Origin of the sequence: Raoultibacter massiliensis (genome assembly GCF_900199545.1) — a bacterium.
In the GTDB taxonomy this organism is placed as follows: domain Bacteria; phylum Actinomycetota; class Coriobacteriia; order Coriobacteriales; family Eggerthellaceae; genus Raoultibacter; species Raoultibacter massiliensis.
The window spans coordinates 1,030,090-1,048,260 of sequence record NZ_LT962671.1 but is presented as its reverse complement, the minus strand read 5'-3'; the positions used below and the strand labels follow the sequence as shown (position 1 = coordinate 1,048,260).

At 58.5% G+C, this 18,171-nt stretch carries 15 protein-coding genes and 1 tRNA gene; 10 read left to right on the top strand and 6 right to left on the bottom strand.

From position 1 onward, the window contains the following. Positions 1-56: 56 nt before the first annotated feature. Positions 57-506, bottom strand: coding sequence for an FMN-binding protein (locus C1719_RS08645; RefSeq protein ID WP_245874447.1), 450 nt, complete (start codon positions 504-506; stop codon positions 57-59). Positions 507-850: 344 nt separating this feature from the next. Between C1719_RS08645 and C1719_RS08640 the strand changes: the two genes are divergently transcribed. Then, entirely contained in the window at positions 851-2,302 is a 1,452-nt protein-coding gene (locus C1719_RS08640) for a helix-turn-helix transcriptional regulator (RefSeq protein WP_102374735.1), read from the top strand. Positions 2,303-2,358: 56 nt separating this feature from the next. On the opposite strand, the gene pta is transcribed toward C1719_RS08640, so the two are convergent. Beyond that, positions 2,359-3,363 carry a phosphate acetyltransferase gene (gene pta / locus C1719_RS08635; RefSeq protein ID WP_102374734.1) on the bottom strand — a complete coding sequence of 335 codons (1,005 nt, stop codon included), beginning with the start codon at positions 3,361-3,363 and terminating at the stop codon, positions 2,359-2,361. Positions 3,364-3,542: 179 nt separating this feature from the next. Between pta and glf the strand changes: the two genes are divergently transcribed. Then, complete coding sequence (glf, locus tag C1719_RS08630) at positions 3,543-4,763, top strand: UDP-galactopyranose mutase (protein ID WP_102374733.1); 1,221 nt, start codon at positions 3,543-3,545, stop codon at positions 4,761-4,763. 13 nt (positions 4,764-4,776) lie between these two features. Continuing rightward, positions 4,777-5,799 carry a glycosyltransferase family 2 protein gene (locus C1719_RS08625; protein WP_102374732.1) on the top strand — a complete coding sequence of 341 codons (1,023 nt, stop codon included), beginning with the start codon at positions 4,777-4,779 and terminating at the stop codon, positions 5,797-5,799. An 87-nt stretch (positions 5,800-5,886) separates the two neighbouring features. On the opposite strand, the gene dinB is transcribed toward C1719_RS08625, so the two are convergent. Then, complete coding sequence (dinB, locus tag C1719_RS08620) at positions 5,887-7,212, bottom strand: DNA polymerase IV (protein ID WP_102374731.1); 1,326 nt, start codon at positions 7,210-7,212, stop codon at positions 5,887-5,889. A 107-nt stretch (positions 7,213-7,319) separates the two neighbouring features. Between dinB and C1719_RS08615 the strand changes: the two genes are divergently transcribed. Next, positions 7,320-8,459 (top strand): pyridoxal phosphate-dependent aminotransferase, encoded by a 1,140-nt coding sequence (locus tag C1719_RS08615; RefSeq protein WP_102374730.1) that lies wholly within the window; start codon positions 7,320-7,322, stop codon positions 8,457-8,459. Between the two features lie 111 nt (positions 8,460-8,570). Here C1719_RS08615 and C1719_RS08610 read toward each other — a convergent pair whose 3' ends face one another. After that, positions 8,571-9,443: a DegV family protein gene (locus C1719_RS08610; RefSeq protein WP_102374729.1), complete on the bottom strand. Its 873-nt coding sequence runs from the start codon at positions 9,441-9,443 to the stop codon at positions 8,571-8,573. A gap of 196 nt (positions 9,444-9,639) precedes the next feature. On the opposite strand from C1719_RS08610, the gene ileS reads away from it, so the two are divergent. From ileS to C1719_RS08595, 3 genes are read left to right on the top strand one after another with little or no spacing between them, the layout of a single operon-like run. Further along, complete coding sequence (gene ileS, locus C1719_RS08605; protein ID WP_102374728.1) at positions 9,640-12,483, top strand: isoleucine--tRNA ligase; 2,844 nt, start codon at positions 9,640-9,642, stop codon at positions 12,481-12,483. A 4-nt stretch (positions 12,484-12,487) separates the two neighbouring features. Next, on the top strand, positions 12,488-13,177 hold the full coding sequence (gene lspA, locus C1719_RS08600) for a signal peptidase II (protein ID WP_245874445.1): 690 nt from the start codon (positions 12,488-12,490) through the stop codon (positions 13,175-13,177). Continuing rightward, positions 13,177-14,205, top strand: coding sequence for an RluA family pseudouridine synthase (locus C1719_RS08595; protein WP_102374726.1), 1,029 nt, complete (start codon positions 13,177-13,179; stop codon positions 14,203-14,205). Before lspA ends, C1719_RS08595 begins: the two co-directional genes overlap by 1 nt. Before the next feature lie 33 nt (positions 14,206-14,238). On the opposite strand, the gene C1719_RS08590 is transcribed toward C1719_RS08595, so the two are convergent. Next, positions 14,239-15,081 carry a putative ABC transporter permease gene (locus tag C1719_RS08590; protein WP_102374725.1) on the bottom strand — a complete coding sequence of 281 codons (843 nt, stop codon included), beginning with the start codon at positions 15,079-15,081 and terminating at the stop codon, positions 14,239-14,241. A 106-nt stretch (positions 15,082-15,187) separates the two neighbouring features. On the opposite strand from C1719_RS08590, the gene hemH reads away from it, so the two are divergent. The 3 genes from hemH (at position 15,188) to C1719_RS08575 (ending at position 17,594) form a co-directional block, all read left to right on the top strand. After that, on the top strand, positions 15,188-16,216 hold the full coding sequence (gene hemH, locus C1719_RS08585) for a ferrochelatase (RefSeq protein ID WP_102374724.1): 1,029 nt from the start codon (positions 15,188-15,190) through the stop codon (positions 16,214-16,216). Beyond that, complete coding sequence (gene coaBC, locus C1719_RS08580; RefSeq protein ID WP_102374723.1) at positions 16,209-17,411, top strand: bifunctional phosphopantothenoylcysteine decarboxylase/phosphopantothenate--cysteine ligase CoaBC; 1,203 nt, start codon at positions 16,209-16,211, stop codon at positions 17,409-17,411. Before hemH ends, coaBC begins: the two co-directional genes overlap by 8 nt. 106 nt (positions 17,412-17,517) lie before the next feature. Next, positions 17,518-17,594: transfer RNA gene (locus tag C1719_RS08575), tRNA-Pro, on the top strand. An 80-nt stretch (positions 17,595-17,674) separates the two neighbouring features. Here C1719_RS08575 and C1719_RS08570 read toward each other — a convergent pair. Beyond that, on the bottom strand, positions 17,675-17,986 hold the full coding sequence (locus tag C1719_RS08570; protein WP_180963544.1) for a GNAT family N-acetyltransferase: 312 nt from the start codon (positions 17,984-17,986) through the stop codon (positions 17,675-17,677). Positions 17,987-18,171: the final 185 nt, after the last annotated feature.

Sequence of the window (18,171 nt, the reverse complement as noted above, 5' to 3'; positions counted from 1 at the left end):
CTCCGTTCGCCTTGCCCGACGGTGCACCGAATGGGGATCGAAAGTTTTGCAGGGATCTATTTCGCCTGGGCAAGCGCTGCCTCAACGGCTTTCATAACGCCACCCGAGGTCATGGTTGCACCCGAAACGCCGTCGATTTCGGCTGATTGGGCCTCTTCGATTTGAGCCTTGAAGGTACCGTCTTCGATGGCTTCTTTACCCCCGATGCCGGCGGTTTCCCCCGACTCGGTTATCTCGTCGACGGTTATCACTCCATCCGTTATCGTGAGGGATACGGTGATGGGGCCTCCCATTCCTTTTCCCTCGCCTTGGTACGTACCGTCTTCGTAGTCGTTTTTGACGGCCTTCTCGTCGGCGGCGGGCGCTGGCGCGCCGGAGCTTTGGCTCGCCTCGGCGTTCGCTTCCGGCTGCTCGGTCTTCGCGTCGGCGTTGGAGCTGCATCCGGCAAGCAGGGGGCTCACCGACATCGCCAGGCACCATGCCGCAACGGCGATCTGCCTTCTCATGGTCATCATCCTTTCCGTGTTCTTTGCAGTTGGTCTCTTTGCGTCGCCGTTCGTATCGGCTCGACCGCATGCATTAAAGCGAGCGGGTTCGGATAACGTCAAACCTTTCGATGGGGTATTGTTGAAAACAATCAGGTAATCGTGAGGTATCGGTGAGGTATTTTTAAAGCCGTACCAGGTATTTTGCTCTCGGCCTCCGAAAGTGGACTTTTCGATTCGAGGTATTGTGTAGTATGGTTCGTTAGATGATGCTTTCTGCGGCGCAACGCGAAACGGGTAGGGGGCGCCGCTGAAGCCGATGCTCCTTCGGGCTTTCTGCCGGGCATCTTGGGAATGGGAGGAATATGAGCTGCGAAGCCACAGTGCGGGGAACCGCTTCTTCTGAGGCCTTGCCGGCCCCTACACTCGCATTGCTGATATGCGGACTCGGGTTCTATGTGGGGTGGCAGACGGTCGGTATCTCCCCAACGCTGTTTCCCCAGCCGCACAGCGGAGCCTCGGATGTCCTCGAGCCAATGAGCTATCTGCAAACCGCCCTGTTCCTCGTGATGCTTCTTGCGACGGGATGGTACGCGCACCGAAGGAGAAATCTTCTCTCGAGCAGGCTGATCGTGATCTTGGCTGCCGTTCTGGTCTTCGCATCCACTGCGGGCATGTACCTATGCGGTTGGGTGCTCGACGTTCCCGTCGGGGCGGCGGTTTTTTCACTGCTTGCCGCATCGAAAGCCATTATGCTGCTTCTCTGGGCCGAATGCCTGTGCCGAGTGCGGTTTCGCGATGCGCTTCTATGCGTTTCCTCGTCGTATGTGATCGTTTTCGCCCTGTGCCTTCTGGTCGCAGGACTGCAACCGGTTCCCGCTTTGGTCGTGCACTCCCTGTTTCCCCTGATTTCTGGAGCAGCGCTGCTCATCTTGCGGAGCGACCGGCCGTTTTACGCTTTGCAGGGCGTACCTGTCCGCGAGGGAAGGCCCTTCGCCCATCTTCCCCTGCGCCTTTTCATCGGCATCGGTCTTTTCGGAGCCGCCCATCTGCTTGTCAACATGCTTTCGGAAACGAAGTATCCCGCTGCCGAAGAGCTGCAGACGCTGATCGCGGGACTCGCCTTGTCGATCTGCATCGCCCTGTTGGCAACGCGGCGAAGCGATAAATTCAATTTCACCATTTTGTATCGCATGCTCACGCCGCTTATCATCGTCAGCGTGATCCTGGTTTTGACGCTCGAAGCCGGCAATCAGCAGTACGAAGCGTTTATCATAGGACTCAGCTGGGCGTTCTTCAGGATATTCACCTGGACGCTCTGGTGCAGCATCGCCATGCGAACCCGTGCTCCCGCGGCGTGCGTTTTTGCCGTGGGCCAGTTCACCCTGACGCTTTGCAGCACGCTGGCCCAGTTGGCCTGCGACACTTTTCTGCCCGTTGCGACCATTCCGCTTCCCATTATGATATCGGCGATCATCGTGCTGACCGTGGGAACGTCCGCCTTCGTTATGAGCGAAGGCGATGTGAGGCGTTTCTTCGAGAAGCGCTCGATCGCCAAAAACAAACTCGATGAAGCGGGCGAATCGGTCGCTCAGAGCGTGCAGTGCGCTGCACGGGAATACGGCCTTTCGAAGCGGGAATCGGAAATCGCCGAACTTGTTATGCGGGGCAAGAACAACGTTGCCATTCAGGAGAGCCTCTACATAACGGAAAGCACGCTTCGAACGCATCTGCGCAACATCTACGGCAAGACATCGGTGCATAGCCGCCAGGAGCTCATCAGTCTGCTGCTCTCCTATATCGACGACGGGGAATGAAAAAACGGCGCGCCTTTCGAGGCAGCGCCGTCAGATCGGGTATGCAAGGCGAAATCTTAGCTCTGGGCCTTTTTCGCCTGCGACTGCACGCATGTGATGCCGATGACGCCCACGATGTCTTCTGCCGAGCAACCGCGCGACAGGTCGTTCACAGGGGCGGCGAGACCCTGTGTGATCGGGCCGTACGCTTCAGCTTTCGCAAGGCGCTGCACGAGCTTGTAGCCGATGTTCCCGGCATCGAGATCGGGGAAGATGAGCACGTTGGCCTTGCCGGCAACCGGCGATTCGGGTGCCTTCGATGCGCCGACCGAGGGCACGATGGCGGCGTCGAGTTGAAGCTCGCCGTCGATGCGGATGCCGGGAGCGAGCTCCTGGGCGATCTCGGTTGCCTCGATGACTTTATCCCGATCGGCGTTCGCCGAGGCGGAGCCGTAGGTGGAGTGGGAGAGCATTGCGACGACCGGCTCGGTTCCGATAAGCGTCTTCCACGATCCGGCCGAGCTCACGGCGATGTTGGCGAGCCGCTCGGAATCGGGTTGGATTTCGAGCCCCGAGTCGGCGAAAAGGAACACGCCGTCATCGCCGTACTCGCAATCGGGCACGATCATGATGAAAAACGCGCTCACGAGACGCACGCCGGGAGCGGTTTTGAGAATCTGCAGCGAAGCTCGCAACACGTCAGAGGTCGAGTGGCAGGCGCCGCACACCATGCCGTCGGCGCGTCCGAGCTTAACCATCATGTTTCCGAAGTACAGCACGTTATCCATGAGATCGAGCGCTTGTTCTTCGCTCATGCCTTTGGCTTTTCTCAGCTCGAACAGGGCATGTGCGAACTCTTCGCGCTCTGCCGCGGTGCGCGGGTCGATGACGGTTGCTCCTTCGAGGTTGTACGAACTTGCCGTAATCGCATCGGCATCCCCGAGAATCACCAAATCGGCGATATCGTCGGCCAAAATAGCTTCGGCTGCCTTAAGCGTGCGCTCGTCGTCTCCCTCGGGCAACACGATGGTCTGCTTATCGGATGCAGCCTTCGCAAGGATGGTGTCGATGAATGATCCCATGTTGGTAGTCCGTCCTTTCTCGATTTGTCCAAATTATATGATAATGGGACGCGGTGCAATGTCTCACGGTAAAATGGATTCTCGGCAGAATATGCAGGACGATAGTCCGCTGCGCGACATCGGCAAACAGAGGCCGGGGTGTCGCTTTGTCTCATACGTTTCCAAAAGGAAGGGTTCACATGGGTGTACAGGTGCGCAGTTTCAAGGAGCTCGACGTGGCCGATTACGACGCGGTCGTCGTGGGAAGCGGCTTCGCGGGCGCCGTTGTCGCTCGGGAGCTTGCCGAGCGAGCGAACAAGCGCGTGCTGATTATCGAGAAGAGGGCCCATATCGGCGGCAACATGTACGACGAGCTCGACGAAAACGGGATTCTCGTCCATCGCTACGGGCCGCATATCTTCCATACCAACGACAAGCGCGCGTTCGATTACGTGAGGCGTTTTACCGAATGGCGCGATTACGAGCACGAGGTGCTTGCCGATTGGTACGGCACCTACATGCCCGTCCCTTTCAATAAGAACTCGATGGAGATCGTCTACGGGGAAGAGAAGGCCGCGCATCTGATCGACAAGCTCATCGAAACGTTCGGCGACGAACGCAAGGTGACCATCAACGAGCTGCGCGCCCAGGACGACCCTGAGCTTTCGGAGATCGCCGACTTCATCTACAAGAACGTTTTCCTGTACTACACGCAGAAGCAATGGGGGCTCACGCCCGAAGAGGTCGATCCGAGCGTGACGGCGCGCGTGCCCGTGTTCGTCTCGCGCGACAACCGCTATTTCCAAGATGCCTTTCAGGGCATGCCGGCGAATGGCTACACGCCGCTTTTCGAGAGCATGCTCGATCACGATCTCATCGACGTATGCCTGGAGACCGAGGCGGAGAGCATCTTCGACCTCGAATTCGAAAGCGATGACGAGAACGCCCCGCTTGCGGCCATATCGATAAAGGACGTACCGATCGACGGGCCCATCGTATACACCGGCCCGCTCGACGAGCTTTTCCTGTCTCGGTTCGGCAGGTTGCCGTACCGAAGCCTCGATTTCGCCTATGAGACGCACGACGTCGAGCACGTGCTTCCCTGCGGAACGGTCAACTTCACGGTCACCGAAGATTACACGCGCATCACCGAGTTCAAGTACCTGACGGGGCAGGAGAGCGCGAAGACCACGATCATGAAAGAGTATTCGCATTCATACGATGATCCGAAGACCCAGATTCCGTACTACGCCATCATCAACGACGAGAACGCCGCCCATTACGATCGTTACCTCAAGTTGACGAGCGGACTTGCGAACTTCCACCCGCTCGGGCGCCTTGCAGAGTACCGGTATTACAACATGGACGTTATCATCGGACGCGCGCTCGCGCTCGCCGACGAACTCGTCGGCGAAGAATAGTCGGGCGGCATCTATGAAAACCGTCTCATTCGCCGTTCCGTGCTTCAATTCGGCGTCGTACATGGACGCATGCATCGAATCCATCCTCAAATGCGGGGATGATATCGAAATCCTCATCGTCGACGACGGGTCCACGAAAGACGATACGGCAGAGAAGGCCGACGAGTGGGCCTCGCGCCATCCTGGCATCATCAAGGCGATTCATAAGGAAAACGGCGGCCACGGTTCGGCGGTCAATGCCGGCCTCGCCGAAGCAAGCGGCCTGTACTACAAGGTGGTCGATTCCGACGACTGGCTCGACGAAGCAGCCATGCACGACATCATGAAGTACCTGCGCAAGCAGGTGGAGCGGGAAAGCCCGACCGATCTCGTGATCGGCAACTACGTGTACGAAAAGGTGCATGAGGGGAAGCGGACCATCATGCACTACCGCAACGTGTTTCCCGAAGGCAGGGAGTTCGGATGGGAAGACGTCGGACATTTCTCTCAGAGCCAGTACCTGCTCATGCACTCGGTCATTTATCGCACCGAGCTTCTGCGCGACATGAACCTGCAGCTTCCCGAGCACACGTTTTACGTGGATAACATATTCGTGTACGTCCCGCTGCCGCATGTGAGAACCATGTATTACCGCGATGTGGACATGTACCGATACTACATCGGGCGTGAAGATCAGAGCGTGAACGAAAGCGTCATGATGTCGCGCATCGACCAGCAGCTTCGCGTGACGCGCATTATGATCGATTCGGTTCGGCTGCCCGACGACGTGCCCGACAAGCGGCTCGAGCATTACATGGAGAACTATCTTTCCATGATGATGTGCATCTGCTCGATCTTTTTGCGCATGCAGAACACCGACGAATCGGAAGACAAGCGCGAGGATATCTGGATGTACCTCAAAAATCGAAACGATGCGCTCTACCGGCGTATTCGGCGCAGCGTCTTGAACATGGGCACGAATCTTCCGACTGCGGTGGGCAGGCGCATCGGCCTTACGGGCTATCGTGTGGCTCAGAAGATATTCAAGTTCAACTGACGCTCGCCGCGTCTCAAGCGCGGGCAGAGCGCCGCGCGATCGAGCGGATGGGAATGCGGGGGCCGGTTCAGCCGGCCCTTTTTCGCCCTACTTGTAATCGGATGAGTTCTTCGATCCCGAACCGGTGGTTCGCCGTTCCATGGAAAGCTCGCGCCCGAATTTCACTGCCGCATCGCCGAATCGGTCTTTCACCTTGTCGGTTGCGGCGAGAAGCCCGCTTCTCTTCTCGTCGTCTTCGATGATGGGCTTGACGTCGTTTTCGCTCGGCGCCTCCTGCAGCACATCGAACAAAGCATCCTGCGTCGGTTCGTCATCGTCGAATCCGGCCATGCCGACGCCGATGAGCCTTACCGGGATACCCGGCTCCCATATCTCGCGGGCCATACGGTAGAGCAAAGGGGTGAAAAGCAAGTCGTCGTCGGTCGCCTCGTCGAGCCGTTTCTGCACGCTTCGGATGCTTCGATCGGAAAACCTCAATTTGAGACTGATCGTGTGGCCCCGCATGCCCTTCTTGCGAAGCCGCCTGCCGACCTTTGACGCCATGGTCGCGATGCCCGCTTCCACCTCTTCGGCACTTGAAAGATCCTCGGCGAAACTCGTCTCGTTCGAGACCGATTTGACGGGATCGTCGTCGGCGACCGGCGTGAGGTCGCCTCCGTTCGCACGGGCCATGATCACCTCGGCGTTCTTGCCGAAGATATGCTTGAGCAGCGCTTCGTCGGCCGCGGCAAGCTCGCCGAGCGTGCGGATGCCGTGCGAGGTGAGCGCGCGCTCGGCAGCAGGTCCGACGCCGCTCATGGTGCGAATGGGCAAAGGGCTCAGGAAATCTTTCTCGCGGCCGGGATAAACGATGGTCAAACCTTGCGGCTTGTCCATATCCGAGGCTATCTTGGCAATGGTCTTCGTAGTGCCGAGTCCGATGGAGCAGGTTACGCCGAGATCGGCAACCCTCTTCTGAATGCGCTGCGCAATGAGGATGGGGTGTTCGTTCACGTGGGCCGTGGGGGATACGTCGAGAAACGCCTCATCGATGCTTACCTGCTGGATTCGAGGGCTTTCATCGAGCAATATGCCCATGATCTTCCTCGACATCTCGCGGTAACGGCCGTAGTGCCCGTGCGTCCAGATGGCGTCGGGGCAGAGGCGTGCCGCCTGCGAGGAGGGCATGGCGCTTCTCACCCCGAAGACGCGCGCCTCGTACGATGCGGTCGATACCACGCCGCGCTTGTCGGGATCGCCGCCCACGATGACGGGTTTGCCCCGCCAGCCAGGGTGGTCGAGCTGTTCGACCGAAGCGAAGAACGCATCGAGGTCGACGAGCAGGATTGCAGGACCGCGCCATGCGGGAAGCCGTCCTGCGGCGTCGATGCCAGGTTCTTCGCGATCATTCGTATGTCCGTGTGTGCCATACATGGTGTTGATAGTCTAACATGTCGGGCATAAGGGGCTTGAATTGTGCTAGGATTGGTTTCCCCGTAGCGGCAAGAGCGTTACGGGAGGTGAAAAAAGGAGGGAAGGACATGTCGGCATTGTTTGGGTTCAACGCTCGCTCGAGCGTTCGCGATGCCATGGCGGCGCAACCTGAAAAGCCGTTGTCTCTTCCTTACGAGCTGCGTACCGAAATGAATTGGCTTGATTTTTCGGGAACGGCCAACCCCCTCGGCACGCCGAAATCGTTCATACGCGCCATGCATACCGGCTTGGTCGATGGGGAGCTGAGCTATATGCCCGATCGCAGCGCCCATACGTTTCGCGCTGCTCTTGCGCGTAAATTCGGCATCGCACCCGAGTCGTTTCTCTGCGGAACATCGGTGAGCGATATGGTGCGGTCGGTGGCGCAGACCTATAGGCCGTGTTCGGTAGGCATCGTGTCTCCGGCGGCTGCAGAATTCATGCTTGCCGTGGCGAACGCGGGCCATGATGTGGTCGAGCTTTCCACTCCTCACGCGTTCGTTGTTCCCGATGTGCACGCAGCCCACGATATCGGACTGAGGTTCGATGCTGCGGTTCTCGCGAACCCGACGTATCCGACAAGCCGCTTGCTTCCCAAGCAGACCCTCGTCAACTATCTCGAGGCGTGCTCATGGGTGGTGGTGGACGAAAGCCTCATAGAATTGACGCTCGGCGGAGAAAGCATGATTCCGCTTATCGATCGGTACCGGAACCTGATCATCGTCAGATCGCTCAGCTCCGCCTTCGCTATGCCGGGCATTCCCATAAGCTACTGCATTGCTCATCCCGATACCATTATGCAGATAGAGCAGTTCTTCGACAATTCGGGGCTTTCGATGTTCGCGGAGGTCGTCGGCGCGCACGTGTACACCGAATCCGCCGATTACCTTGAGAAGACCCGGGAGTTCCTCGATACTGAAATTCCCTGGATGCAATGTATGCTCAACCTCATTCCCGGCATCCAGATTTTCCCCGCAGAGGCGAATTTCGTCATGTGCTCGTTCGACAATGCGGCTCCGATGGATCTGGCTGTGGCGAATACCTCGGAGCTGGTCTTGCGTCTGCAGCTTGCAGGGTTTCTCGTAAGGAAGCTTGAAGGAATGCCCGGCATAACGGGTGGAAAGTACTTCTGCGTGGGCGTGAGAAGCCGTGAAGACAACGAGAAGCTTTTATCCGCGCTGCGCGAAATCATCATCGGCAGACGTTGAAATTCAGCCGTTTGCGAAGCTTCGTGCGGTAAGCAGAAAGCCCCGCATCCCGCCGCGGCCGTTTCGGGCGCGCGCAGGATGCGGGGCTTCATCGTTTCGGTCGGATAGCGCTTATCGCTTGTCGGCCAGAAAGAAGAGGGCCATCGTTCCCGGACCCGAGTGGGCTCCGATAACCGGGTCGACGTAGTTGATGTACACATCGGATACGCCGAACTCTTCGCGGACCTTGCCCGCCACGTATTCCGCATCTTCGATGCAATCGCCGTGCGTGATGAAGACGACCTGTTCGGAAACCGGCTCGATCGCCGATTTCCTCATATGGTCGACCAGCGCATTGAGGGATTTCTTGCGTCCGCGAACCTTCTCCATGGGAATGAGGTGCCCCTCGTCGTCCACATGCATGACGGGCTTGATGTTGAGCATGGTGCCGGCCCATGCGCTCGTCTTCGAAACGCGGCCGCCGCGGAACAGGAACATGAGATCGTCGACGGTGAACCAATGCGCCAGGTGCAGGCGGTTCTCTTTCACCCAGTCCGCAATCTCGTCGATGCCGAGGCCCTCGCGTTTCTTCTGCACCGCGTAATACACAAGGAGACCTTCGCCGCCCGAAGCGGCAAGCGTTTCAACCGAACGGATCGTCCGATCGGGAAACTCGGCCTTTAAATCCTTCAGCAGCAAATCGATGGCCTCGTAGGTTCCGGAAAGCCCGCTGGAGAAGCCCAGGTACAGAATATCCTGGCCGTCTTCGAGCAGTTTTCTGAAGAGCTTTTCGGAATCGGCGAGGTTCGGAAGGGATGTGGTTATGACCTTGCCTTCGCGCATCATCGTATAGAATTGCTTCAGATCGGTTCTCTCGCCTTTGAGATAGCTCTGGTACTGTTCGCCATCGATCATGAACGTGAGCGGAAGGATGTGAAGACCGAAGTCATCGATCATATCCTCCAAAAGATTGCTGCTCGAATCGGTAACGATTTCAAAGCCCATGGGTCACCTCGTATCATGCTTGTCGTTAAATTGTGTCCTGAGCCAGTATAAACATTATGATACGACCGCGTATGTCACAATTTTGAAAAGTATTGCAAGGCAAGGGGTAAATGCGGAAATTCCCCTATAATGTTCAAGTTTGATGCGATTATCCAGGCTTTGCGCCTGAGCGGTAACGATAACCTGAGGAGACGGCGTGGGAAACAGCTACAAGGAAACGATGAATCTGCCCAAGACCGATTTCGCCATGCGCGCGAACCTGCCCGAAAACGAGCCGAAGCGCCTTGCGAAGTGGGAAGAGGAAAAGCTTTACTGGAAGGTGCTCGAGAAAAACAAGGATGGCAAGCCCTTCGTTTTGCATGACGGCCCCCCGTATGCAAACGGTCCGATCCATATCGGACATGCGTTCAACAAGATCCTCAAGGATTTCGTGATAAAAAGCCATGCGCAGCGCGGGTACTATACGCCCTACATCCCCGGTTGGGATTGCCACGGCCAGCCGATCGAGCATATGGTCGAAGTGACCCTGGGACCCGATAAGATGGCCGCTATCGAGCAGCCGACCCTGCGCAGGCTTTGCCGCGAATGGGCCGAAAAGTACGTCGACGTGCAGCGCGAGGGCTTCAAGCGCCTCGGCGTCAACGCCGATTGGGAGCATCCCTATCTCACGTTCACGCCCGGCTACGAGGCGGGCAACGTCGAGATATTCAAAAAGATGTATCTCGACGGCGCGATCTATCGCGGCCGCAAGCCCATTCACTGGTGCAAAAGCTGCCATACCGCGCTTGCTGAAGCCGAAATCGAGTACAGCGATGAGACGTCGCCCTCGATCTTTGTGAAATTCAAGCTCGATTCCATTCCCGGCGTTTTCGAAGCCGCAGGGGTCGATGGCAGCGCCTACGTGCTCATCTGGACCACCACGCCCTGGACGCTTCCTGCGAACACGGCGGTAAGCCTTGCTCCCGATGCCCCCTACGTCATGGTCGAGGTGGACGGAAGCTATCTGCTCATGGCTGAAGAGCTTGTCGAGCAAGTTGCCGAAACGGCAGGTTGGGAGGCCTATCGCGTCGTTTCGGCTGCAAATGGCGAGCCCGTCTCGCTGAAAGGCCGCGAGCTCTACGGCCTCACCTACACCGCGCCTATTCGCCAGGATCTCAAGGGTACGGTAATCTACGGCGATCACGTGACGCTCGATACCGGCACGGGGGCGGTGCATACCGCTCCGGGACACGGCCAGGACGACTATCTCGTGGCCCTCGAGTTCGATATCCCGTTGCTCATGCCCGTCGACGACAACGGCCGTTTCACCGACGAGGCGGGGCAGTTCTCGGGCCTCGATACCGACGAGGCGAACCCCGTCATCATCGAATGGCTGCGCGAACAGGGCACGTTGGTTGCCGAGAAGGCGATCACGCACAGCTATCCCCATTGCTGGCGCTGTCACAAACCCGTCATCTTCCGCGCGACCGACCAGTGGTTCGTGTCGATGGACAAGACCGGGCTGCGCGAGAACACCTTGCGCGTCATCGAGAACGATGTGCAGTGGATACCCGAATGGGCTGTCAACCGCATCGGGTCGATGGTTGCCGACCGTCCCGACTGGTGCATCTCGCGCCAGCGTTCCTGGGGTGTTCCGATCCCCGTGTTCAAGTGTGCGAAATGCGGCAACACCGTGGCCACCGAAGCGACGTTCGATGCGGTGATCGAGCTGTTCCGCAGCGAAGGCGCCGATGCGTGGTTCACGAAGGATCCGAGCGAGTACCTGCCGAAGGGCATCGCCTGCGAGGTGTGCGGCTCCCACGAGCTCGTTCCCGAGAAAGACATCCTCGACGTATGGTGGGAGAGCGGCGTGAGCCATACGAGCGTGTGCCGCTACCGTGCCGATGAGGGGCTCACGTTCCCGGCCGACATGTACCTCGAGGGCTCCGATCAGCATCGCGGCTGGTTCCAGTCATCCGTCCTTACGAGTGTAGGGGCCTATGGGGTCGCTCCGTACAAATCGGTCATGCACTGCGGGTTCACGATGGATGCCGAAGGCAAGAAGATGTCCAAATCGGCCGGCAACGGAATCGACCCTGCCGACGTCATGGCCAAAAGCGGTGCCGATGTGCTGCGCTTGTGGGTGTCGAGCGTCGATTACTCGCAGGATGTCAATATCGGCGACGAGATTCTCGAGCGCACGAGCGAGGCGTACCGGCGCATTCGCAACACCTTCAGGTTCCTGCTCGGCAACCTCAGCGATTTCGATTACCGATGCGATGCGGTCGCCTCATGGGACGACCTTTCTCCGCTCGACCAGTGGGCGCTTGTGCGCGTACGGCATCTGCTGCACGATGTCGAGGCGGCCTACGACGCCTACAAGTACCATCTGGTGTACCGCGCCGTGTACGACTACATCGTAAGCGACCTATCGGCCGTCTACATGGATGCGCTCAAGGATCGCCTGTATTCCGAAGCGCCCGATTCCCTTCTGCGCCGCGGCGCTCAGACCGTGCTCATGAACATCCTCGAGGTTCTCGTGCGCATTCTCGCCCCCATCCTGTCCTTCACAACCGATGAAGTGTGGGAGAGCTATCCCGAGGGCCTTCGCTATGATGGCGGCCATCCGCAGAGCGTGCAGCTTGCCGGATGGCCCGAGGACAGCGACTTCATGCCGGCCATTCCCGAGGCGGGATCCGAGAAGATCGCCGAGGCGTTCGGCGTCGTGCTCGACGTGCGCGAAGTGGTCATGAAAGCGCTTGAAGAGGCGCGCGGCGCAAAGACGATCAACAAGAGCCAGGAGGCTTCCATCGAGATCTCTGCACCGCGTTCGGTGCTCGACGCGGTCGAGCAGTTCGCACCCGAGGTGTTCGAAGAGCTCTTTATCGTGTCGGAGGTCGCATTCGTCGAAGGCGACGAGCTCGGTGTCCGCATTGGCCAAGCCCGCGGCGAGAAGTGCCCGCGCTGCTGGAATTATCGGGAGCTCGGCGGCAATCCGAACCACCCCAGCGTATGCATGCGCTGCGGCGATGCGCTCGATGCCATCGGCTACAAGGAATAGCAACGTGGAGCAACCTCGGACAGAACTTCAGGCCGAAGCGCCCGCGAACCCCTCGAAGCGAGGCAAGCGCGTTCGCGCGGCTCTGGTATTCGCCTGCCTGGCGGCCGTGTGGCTCGCCTTCGATATGGCAACCAAGAACTACTTCAACGGCTCCTTCGCACCTGGCGATGTGATCACCGATCCGATCGCGGGCCTGTTCCGCTTTCGCCTCGTCCACAATACCGGCGCCGCATGGGGCATGTTCGGCGATTCCACGTTTGCGCTTGGAATCATGTCGGTTCTCGTATGCGCCGCATTGCTGGTGTATCTGTTCGCTGCATCGAAGGATATGAACGAGGGCCAGATCATCGGGCTCGCGCTTGTCTTCGCGGGTGGCATCGGCAATGCGCTCGACCGTTTCACGCTCGGGTACGTTGTCGACTTCATCGATTTCACGTTCATCGATTTCCCCGTGTTCAACATTGCGGATATCGGCGTTACGTGCGGTTTCGTCGTTTTTATCGCGAGCATGCTCTACGCATGGAGAAAAGCGGATCGGGAAGCCGCGCTCGAAGCGCAGAACGTCGATCGCGGCGATGCGGAACCTTGCGCGGAAAAGGCAGCCGAGGGGAAGGCGCGCGACGCGGCGCCTGAGGATGACGAGAGCGCCAAGCCCGCCCATGGGGCGGGCGAGGACAAGGAGATCGTTGCCTGATGGCGCGTTCTCTTGTCCATATCGTTGCCGCCCAAGACGGCGGCATGCGCCTCGATGCGCTTGCCGCCGCACGCGAGCTCTATGCGAGCCGGTCGGCCGCCGTCAAGGCGATCGAGGATGGTCGCGTGTTCGTCAACGGCGAAACGGTGGCGAAGAAGGCGGTCGTCTCAGCGGGCGATACGATCGTCTACGAGGTGGCCGAGGAGGCTCCGAAGACGCATTTGCTCGGCCAGCCGATCGATCTCGACATCAGATACGAAGACGACTATCTTATCGTGCTCTCGAAGCAGGTAGGGCTTGTGTGCCATCCTTCTCCCGATCATTTCGACGGAACGCTCGTCAACGCGCTCATCTATCACTGCGGGGCCGACAATTTGTGCAATGTACAAGGCGATCGGGATAGGCTCGGCATCGTGCACCGCCTCGATCGGGATACGAGCGGGCTTATGCTTGCGGCGAAAACCGACGATGCGGGACAGGCGCTCATGGATGATATCCGCGATCGAATCGTCGACCGTCATTACCTGACGCTTGTGCAGGGTGTGATTCCCCATGATACCGGGATGATCGACGCGCCCATCGCTCGCGCCGATCGCGAACGGACGCGCATGGCCGTAAGCGATTCCCCGTCGGCGCGCGACTCCATAACCACGTTCACGGTGCTCGAGCGGTTCGACGCCGGATCGAAGGATGACGGCTACACGTTGCTCGACTGCAAGCTTTTCACGGGCAGGACGCATCAGATCCGCGTGCATATGAACTACATCAAGCATGCCTGTGTAGGAGATCCGTCTTACGGAACCGGCAGCCCCGCCGCACAGCTTGGCTTGACGCGGCAGTTCCTTCATTCGTATCGGCTCGCGTTCACGCATCCTGTCACGGGGGAGGACCTTGAGTTCGTTGACGGCTTGCCTGAGGATTTGAGCTGTGCCCTCGAATCGATCGCCGAGAGGACGCAGGGCCGTACCGAAGCGGGCGAAGCGGTGCTTTCCGCCATCGAGGCGGCGCGGATGCGAGAAATGCCGTAGACGCATCGGACGCCGATGCGCATGTGCGCGGAGCTATTTCTTTGCCGTAACCGTCATGTTCTGAAAGCGCGCCTGCAGGTAGCTGTCGGGGAACACGTCGTCGCAGAACTTCTGGATCGGATCGGTTGCGGGAATGTTCGCCATGCGCTGGCTTTCGCGATCGAGCGCCAAGCAGGTGCATACGATGTTCGCAGCCATGAACAGCGTCATGAGGACCGTCAGGACGCGCGCTACTTTGTTCTTGGAATCGACATGGGAGAACACGCGCTTCACCACGGGCATGATGATGCGCACCCAGACGAGTCCGAGCATGCCCCACATCATGCCGAAGAAGAAGTTCGTCCTGCCCTGAATGCTTCCGAACGTCCCGGTGTAATCCCAAGCGATCGCTCCCCAAAACGTTTCCATTCCCCAACTGGTTACATATTCAATTGCCGAACCGACGACCATCGACACGAGGAAGATGACGAGGTTGTGGGAATGGTAATAGCGGTTGAGGAACAGCGTAAGAAGCACGGCGCCCGATCCGTATATGGGGGAGAACGGCCCCCAAACGAGGCCCGCACGGCTTTCCCATCCCCCGAACACGATGGCGTGATAAATGGTTTCAACGGTAAGCCCGATAACCGATCCGGCCACAAACAGCCAGAACATGGTGAAGTAGTCGATCTTCAAGAACCCTTGGTTGTGGAAGATCTGGGCTTTGAGCTCGGTGGCGAATTCCACGAAGGGGTTTTCTTTCGGGTTTTCCTCGCAGGCGGCTTTTGCATCATGCGGGGAAGACGGATCAACAGACGGGTTCGATGCGGACGATTCGCCCCGACCTTCATCTGCCTCGATTTGGTCGGATCCCGTTTTTTCCGTTTGCTTTCCCATCCATGCGCTCCTCTTGCCTTGATATGAGGCTAGAGTATACTAGATTGTTCGTGAACCTGAATGACAGTTTCATTTCAACTTACCGAATGGCAGGAGTGATGGACATATGCCGGCGCATACTCGTTGCGGCGTGTTATTGGTGAACACGGGTACGCCCGCCGCGCCAACCCCGAAAGAGGTTCGGAAGTATCTCGGAAAGTTCCTCATAGACAAGCGCATAGCGCCTATGAACAGGGCGGCTTGGTGGCTGATCCTCCATCTGTTCATCCTGCCCTCGCGGGGGAGGAAAAGCGCTGCGAAGTACGAAGCCATCTGGACCGACGAAGGATCGCCCCTGAACGTGGGCCACGAGAAGCTCGTATCGGGGCTGTCTGCGGCATTCGGCGAAGCGGGGTTCGGAAACACGGTCGAAGTCCGTTACGCGATGAGCTACAGCGAGCCGACGATATCCGCGTCGATGCGCGAGCTCAAAGATTGCGGATGCAAGCACCTCATCGTGCTTCCCCTGTATCCGCAAAGCGCGTATTCCACCACCGGTGCGGTGCATGATGGAGTCGAGCGGGCGGTACGCAAAATCAAGTGGGATGGCACCTACGAGCTCATCGACAACTACCACGACAACCTCACCTATATCAAAGCGCTTGCCGCCTCTATCAAGCATGCGGGGTTCGATCCCGAATCCGATGACGTGATCCTGTTCTCGTTCCACTCCATCCCCTTGGTCGACATCGAAGCGGGGGACACCTACGAGCTTCAGACCGGCGCATCGAGCCTGCAGATAGCAAGCGAGCTCGGCATCGATCGGAAGCGGTGGACGATCGGCTACCAATGCCGCTTCGACAAGGGCAGAGAATGGCTTTCCCCCTACTCGAAGGACGTTTTGGCGCGCTGGGCCGAATCGGGTGTCGGCAGGGTGTTTTTCGTATGCCCCGGATTCGCCGTTGACTGTCTGGAGACGCTTCATGACGTAGGCGATGAATTCAAGCCGCTGTACTTCGAGAAGGCGCGCGCGGCTGGAAGGCCTGTTTCGGACGACCATTTCGTCTACGTGCCGTGCCTCGATCGCAGCAAGGCGCACGCGAAGGTGCTCTACGAAGTGACCTCCCCCTACGTAGGAGCGTGGCTCGATGACTGACGTTTGTCGGAAAACCGTGGTGCTCGGCGTTACGGGATGCATCGCCGCCTACAAATCGGCGGAGATCGTCAGGGGTCTCCAGAAGGCCGAGGTACGGGTCAAAGTGGTTATGACCGAGCATGCCTGCGAGTTCGTCGGCCCGACGACGTTTCGCGCGCTGACACGTGAGCCGGTAGCGGTGCGCCTCTTCGACGAGCCGGGGGATCCCATCCATCACATCTCGCTTGCTCAGGAAGCCGACGCGATGCTCATCGCTCCGTGTACGGCCAACGTGCTGGCAAAGCTCGCGTGCGGCATAGCCGACGATCTTTTGACTACGACCGCGCTCGCTTTGACGGCTCCGCTGATAATCGCACCCGCCATGAACGTTCATATGTACGACAACCCCGCCACGCGCAACAACATGGGCGTGCTCCATACGAGGGGAGCGCATTTCATCGAAGCGGGGGATGGGTACCTTGCTTGCGGCGATGTGGGCAAAGGACGCCTTGCCGATGTTGACGAGATCGTGCGGCAGACGCTGGACGTCTTGGGCGTGAAGAGGGATCTTGAGGGAAGATCGATCATGGTGACGGCGGGTCCGACCGTCGAGGCGATAGATCCTGTCCGCTTCATCTCGAACCATTCGTCGGGCAAGATGGGCTATGCGATCGCCCGTGCCGCGGCACGGCGCGGTGCCGACGTGACGCTCGTATCCGGACCGACCGCCCTTGACGCGCCCGATGGGGTGCGCATGGTGCCCGTGCAGAGCGCCCGGGAGATGCTCGCCGAGGCCGAGGAGGCGTTCACCGACTGCGATATCGCGGTGTTCGCTGCGGCGGTCAGCGACATGCGGCCGAAGAACCCTGCAGGCCGCAAGCTCAAGAAGGGCGTATCCGATAGCGAGCTTGCATCGATCGAGCTGGTTGAGAACCCCGACATACTCGCGACGCTGGGAGCTTCGAAGGCCCATCAGGTCGTGGTCGGCTTCGCCGCGGAAACCAACGACGTCATCGAAAACGCCCAGGCGAAGCTTCATCGTAAGAACGCCGATATGATCGTTGCAAACGATGTGGGCAGTGACGTGGGGTTCGGAACCGATGACAACAAGGTGTGGCTCGTGGAGGAAGCGGGCATCATCGATGTGCCTCGGATGTCGAAGCCGGAACTCGCCGATATCATTCTCGACAACGCGATCCGCCGTCTTTCCGAATAGCATGTGAAAAAACTCCCGCAATCGTGAAATCGGCTCTTGAAATGGACGGGGATTACCACTAAGATAGACAACGCTGCTTTTGAGGATGATCGAAAGCATGCACGAACGGGTTGTGGCGCAGTTTGGTAGCGCACTTGACTGGGGGTCAAGGGGTCGCAGGTTCAAATCCTGTCAACCCGACCAGATTAACCAATGGGCAGCCGATCATCGGCTGCCCATTTTTCTTTCATCTTCCGATTGCGGGGGCGAATCCGAACCGACCTTCAGTCGGATGAAGCCGGCTGAAGGTCTTCGATGAAGTGAACGGGATGCATATCCCAGTATCCCCTGAAAACCCGCATGTCGTTGCCATCGAGATTCATCTGATACATCCTGAACGTAACCAGCAGGTTCTTCGGCTGCCTTCGTTCGAACAGCGCAAGCGCCTGCTCCATCGACTCCAGGGGAAACCATGGCAAATACTCGTTGGCTTCCTTGTCGCTGAAGATATCGAATATCGCAGGCAGATCGCCTATTGAGAATTTCCGCAGAATCAAGCGGTTCGTTTCGAGGGGAGGTGCGTTCATGGTCTCCATCCAGCGATCGTTCGACATATGCCTTGATTATAAGGGATTGGCTGCACGTTGCATGTTCATGCAAGCAGTTCAGAACGAAGCGCAAGCTGATTCCGAATCCCTGCTTGCGGTAACGAAACGCAATCCGCTCGGTTTCCTTTGGAAACGCAGCGTATACGGTGCGCTCACGATCGACGTTTCCCGAA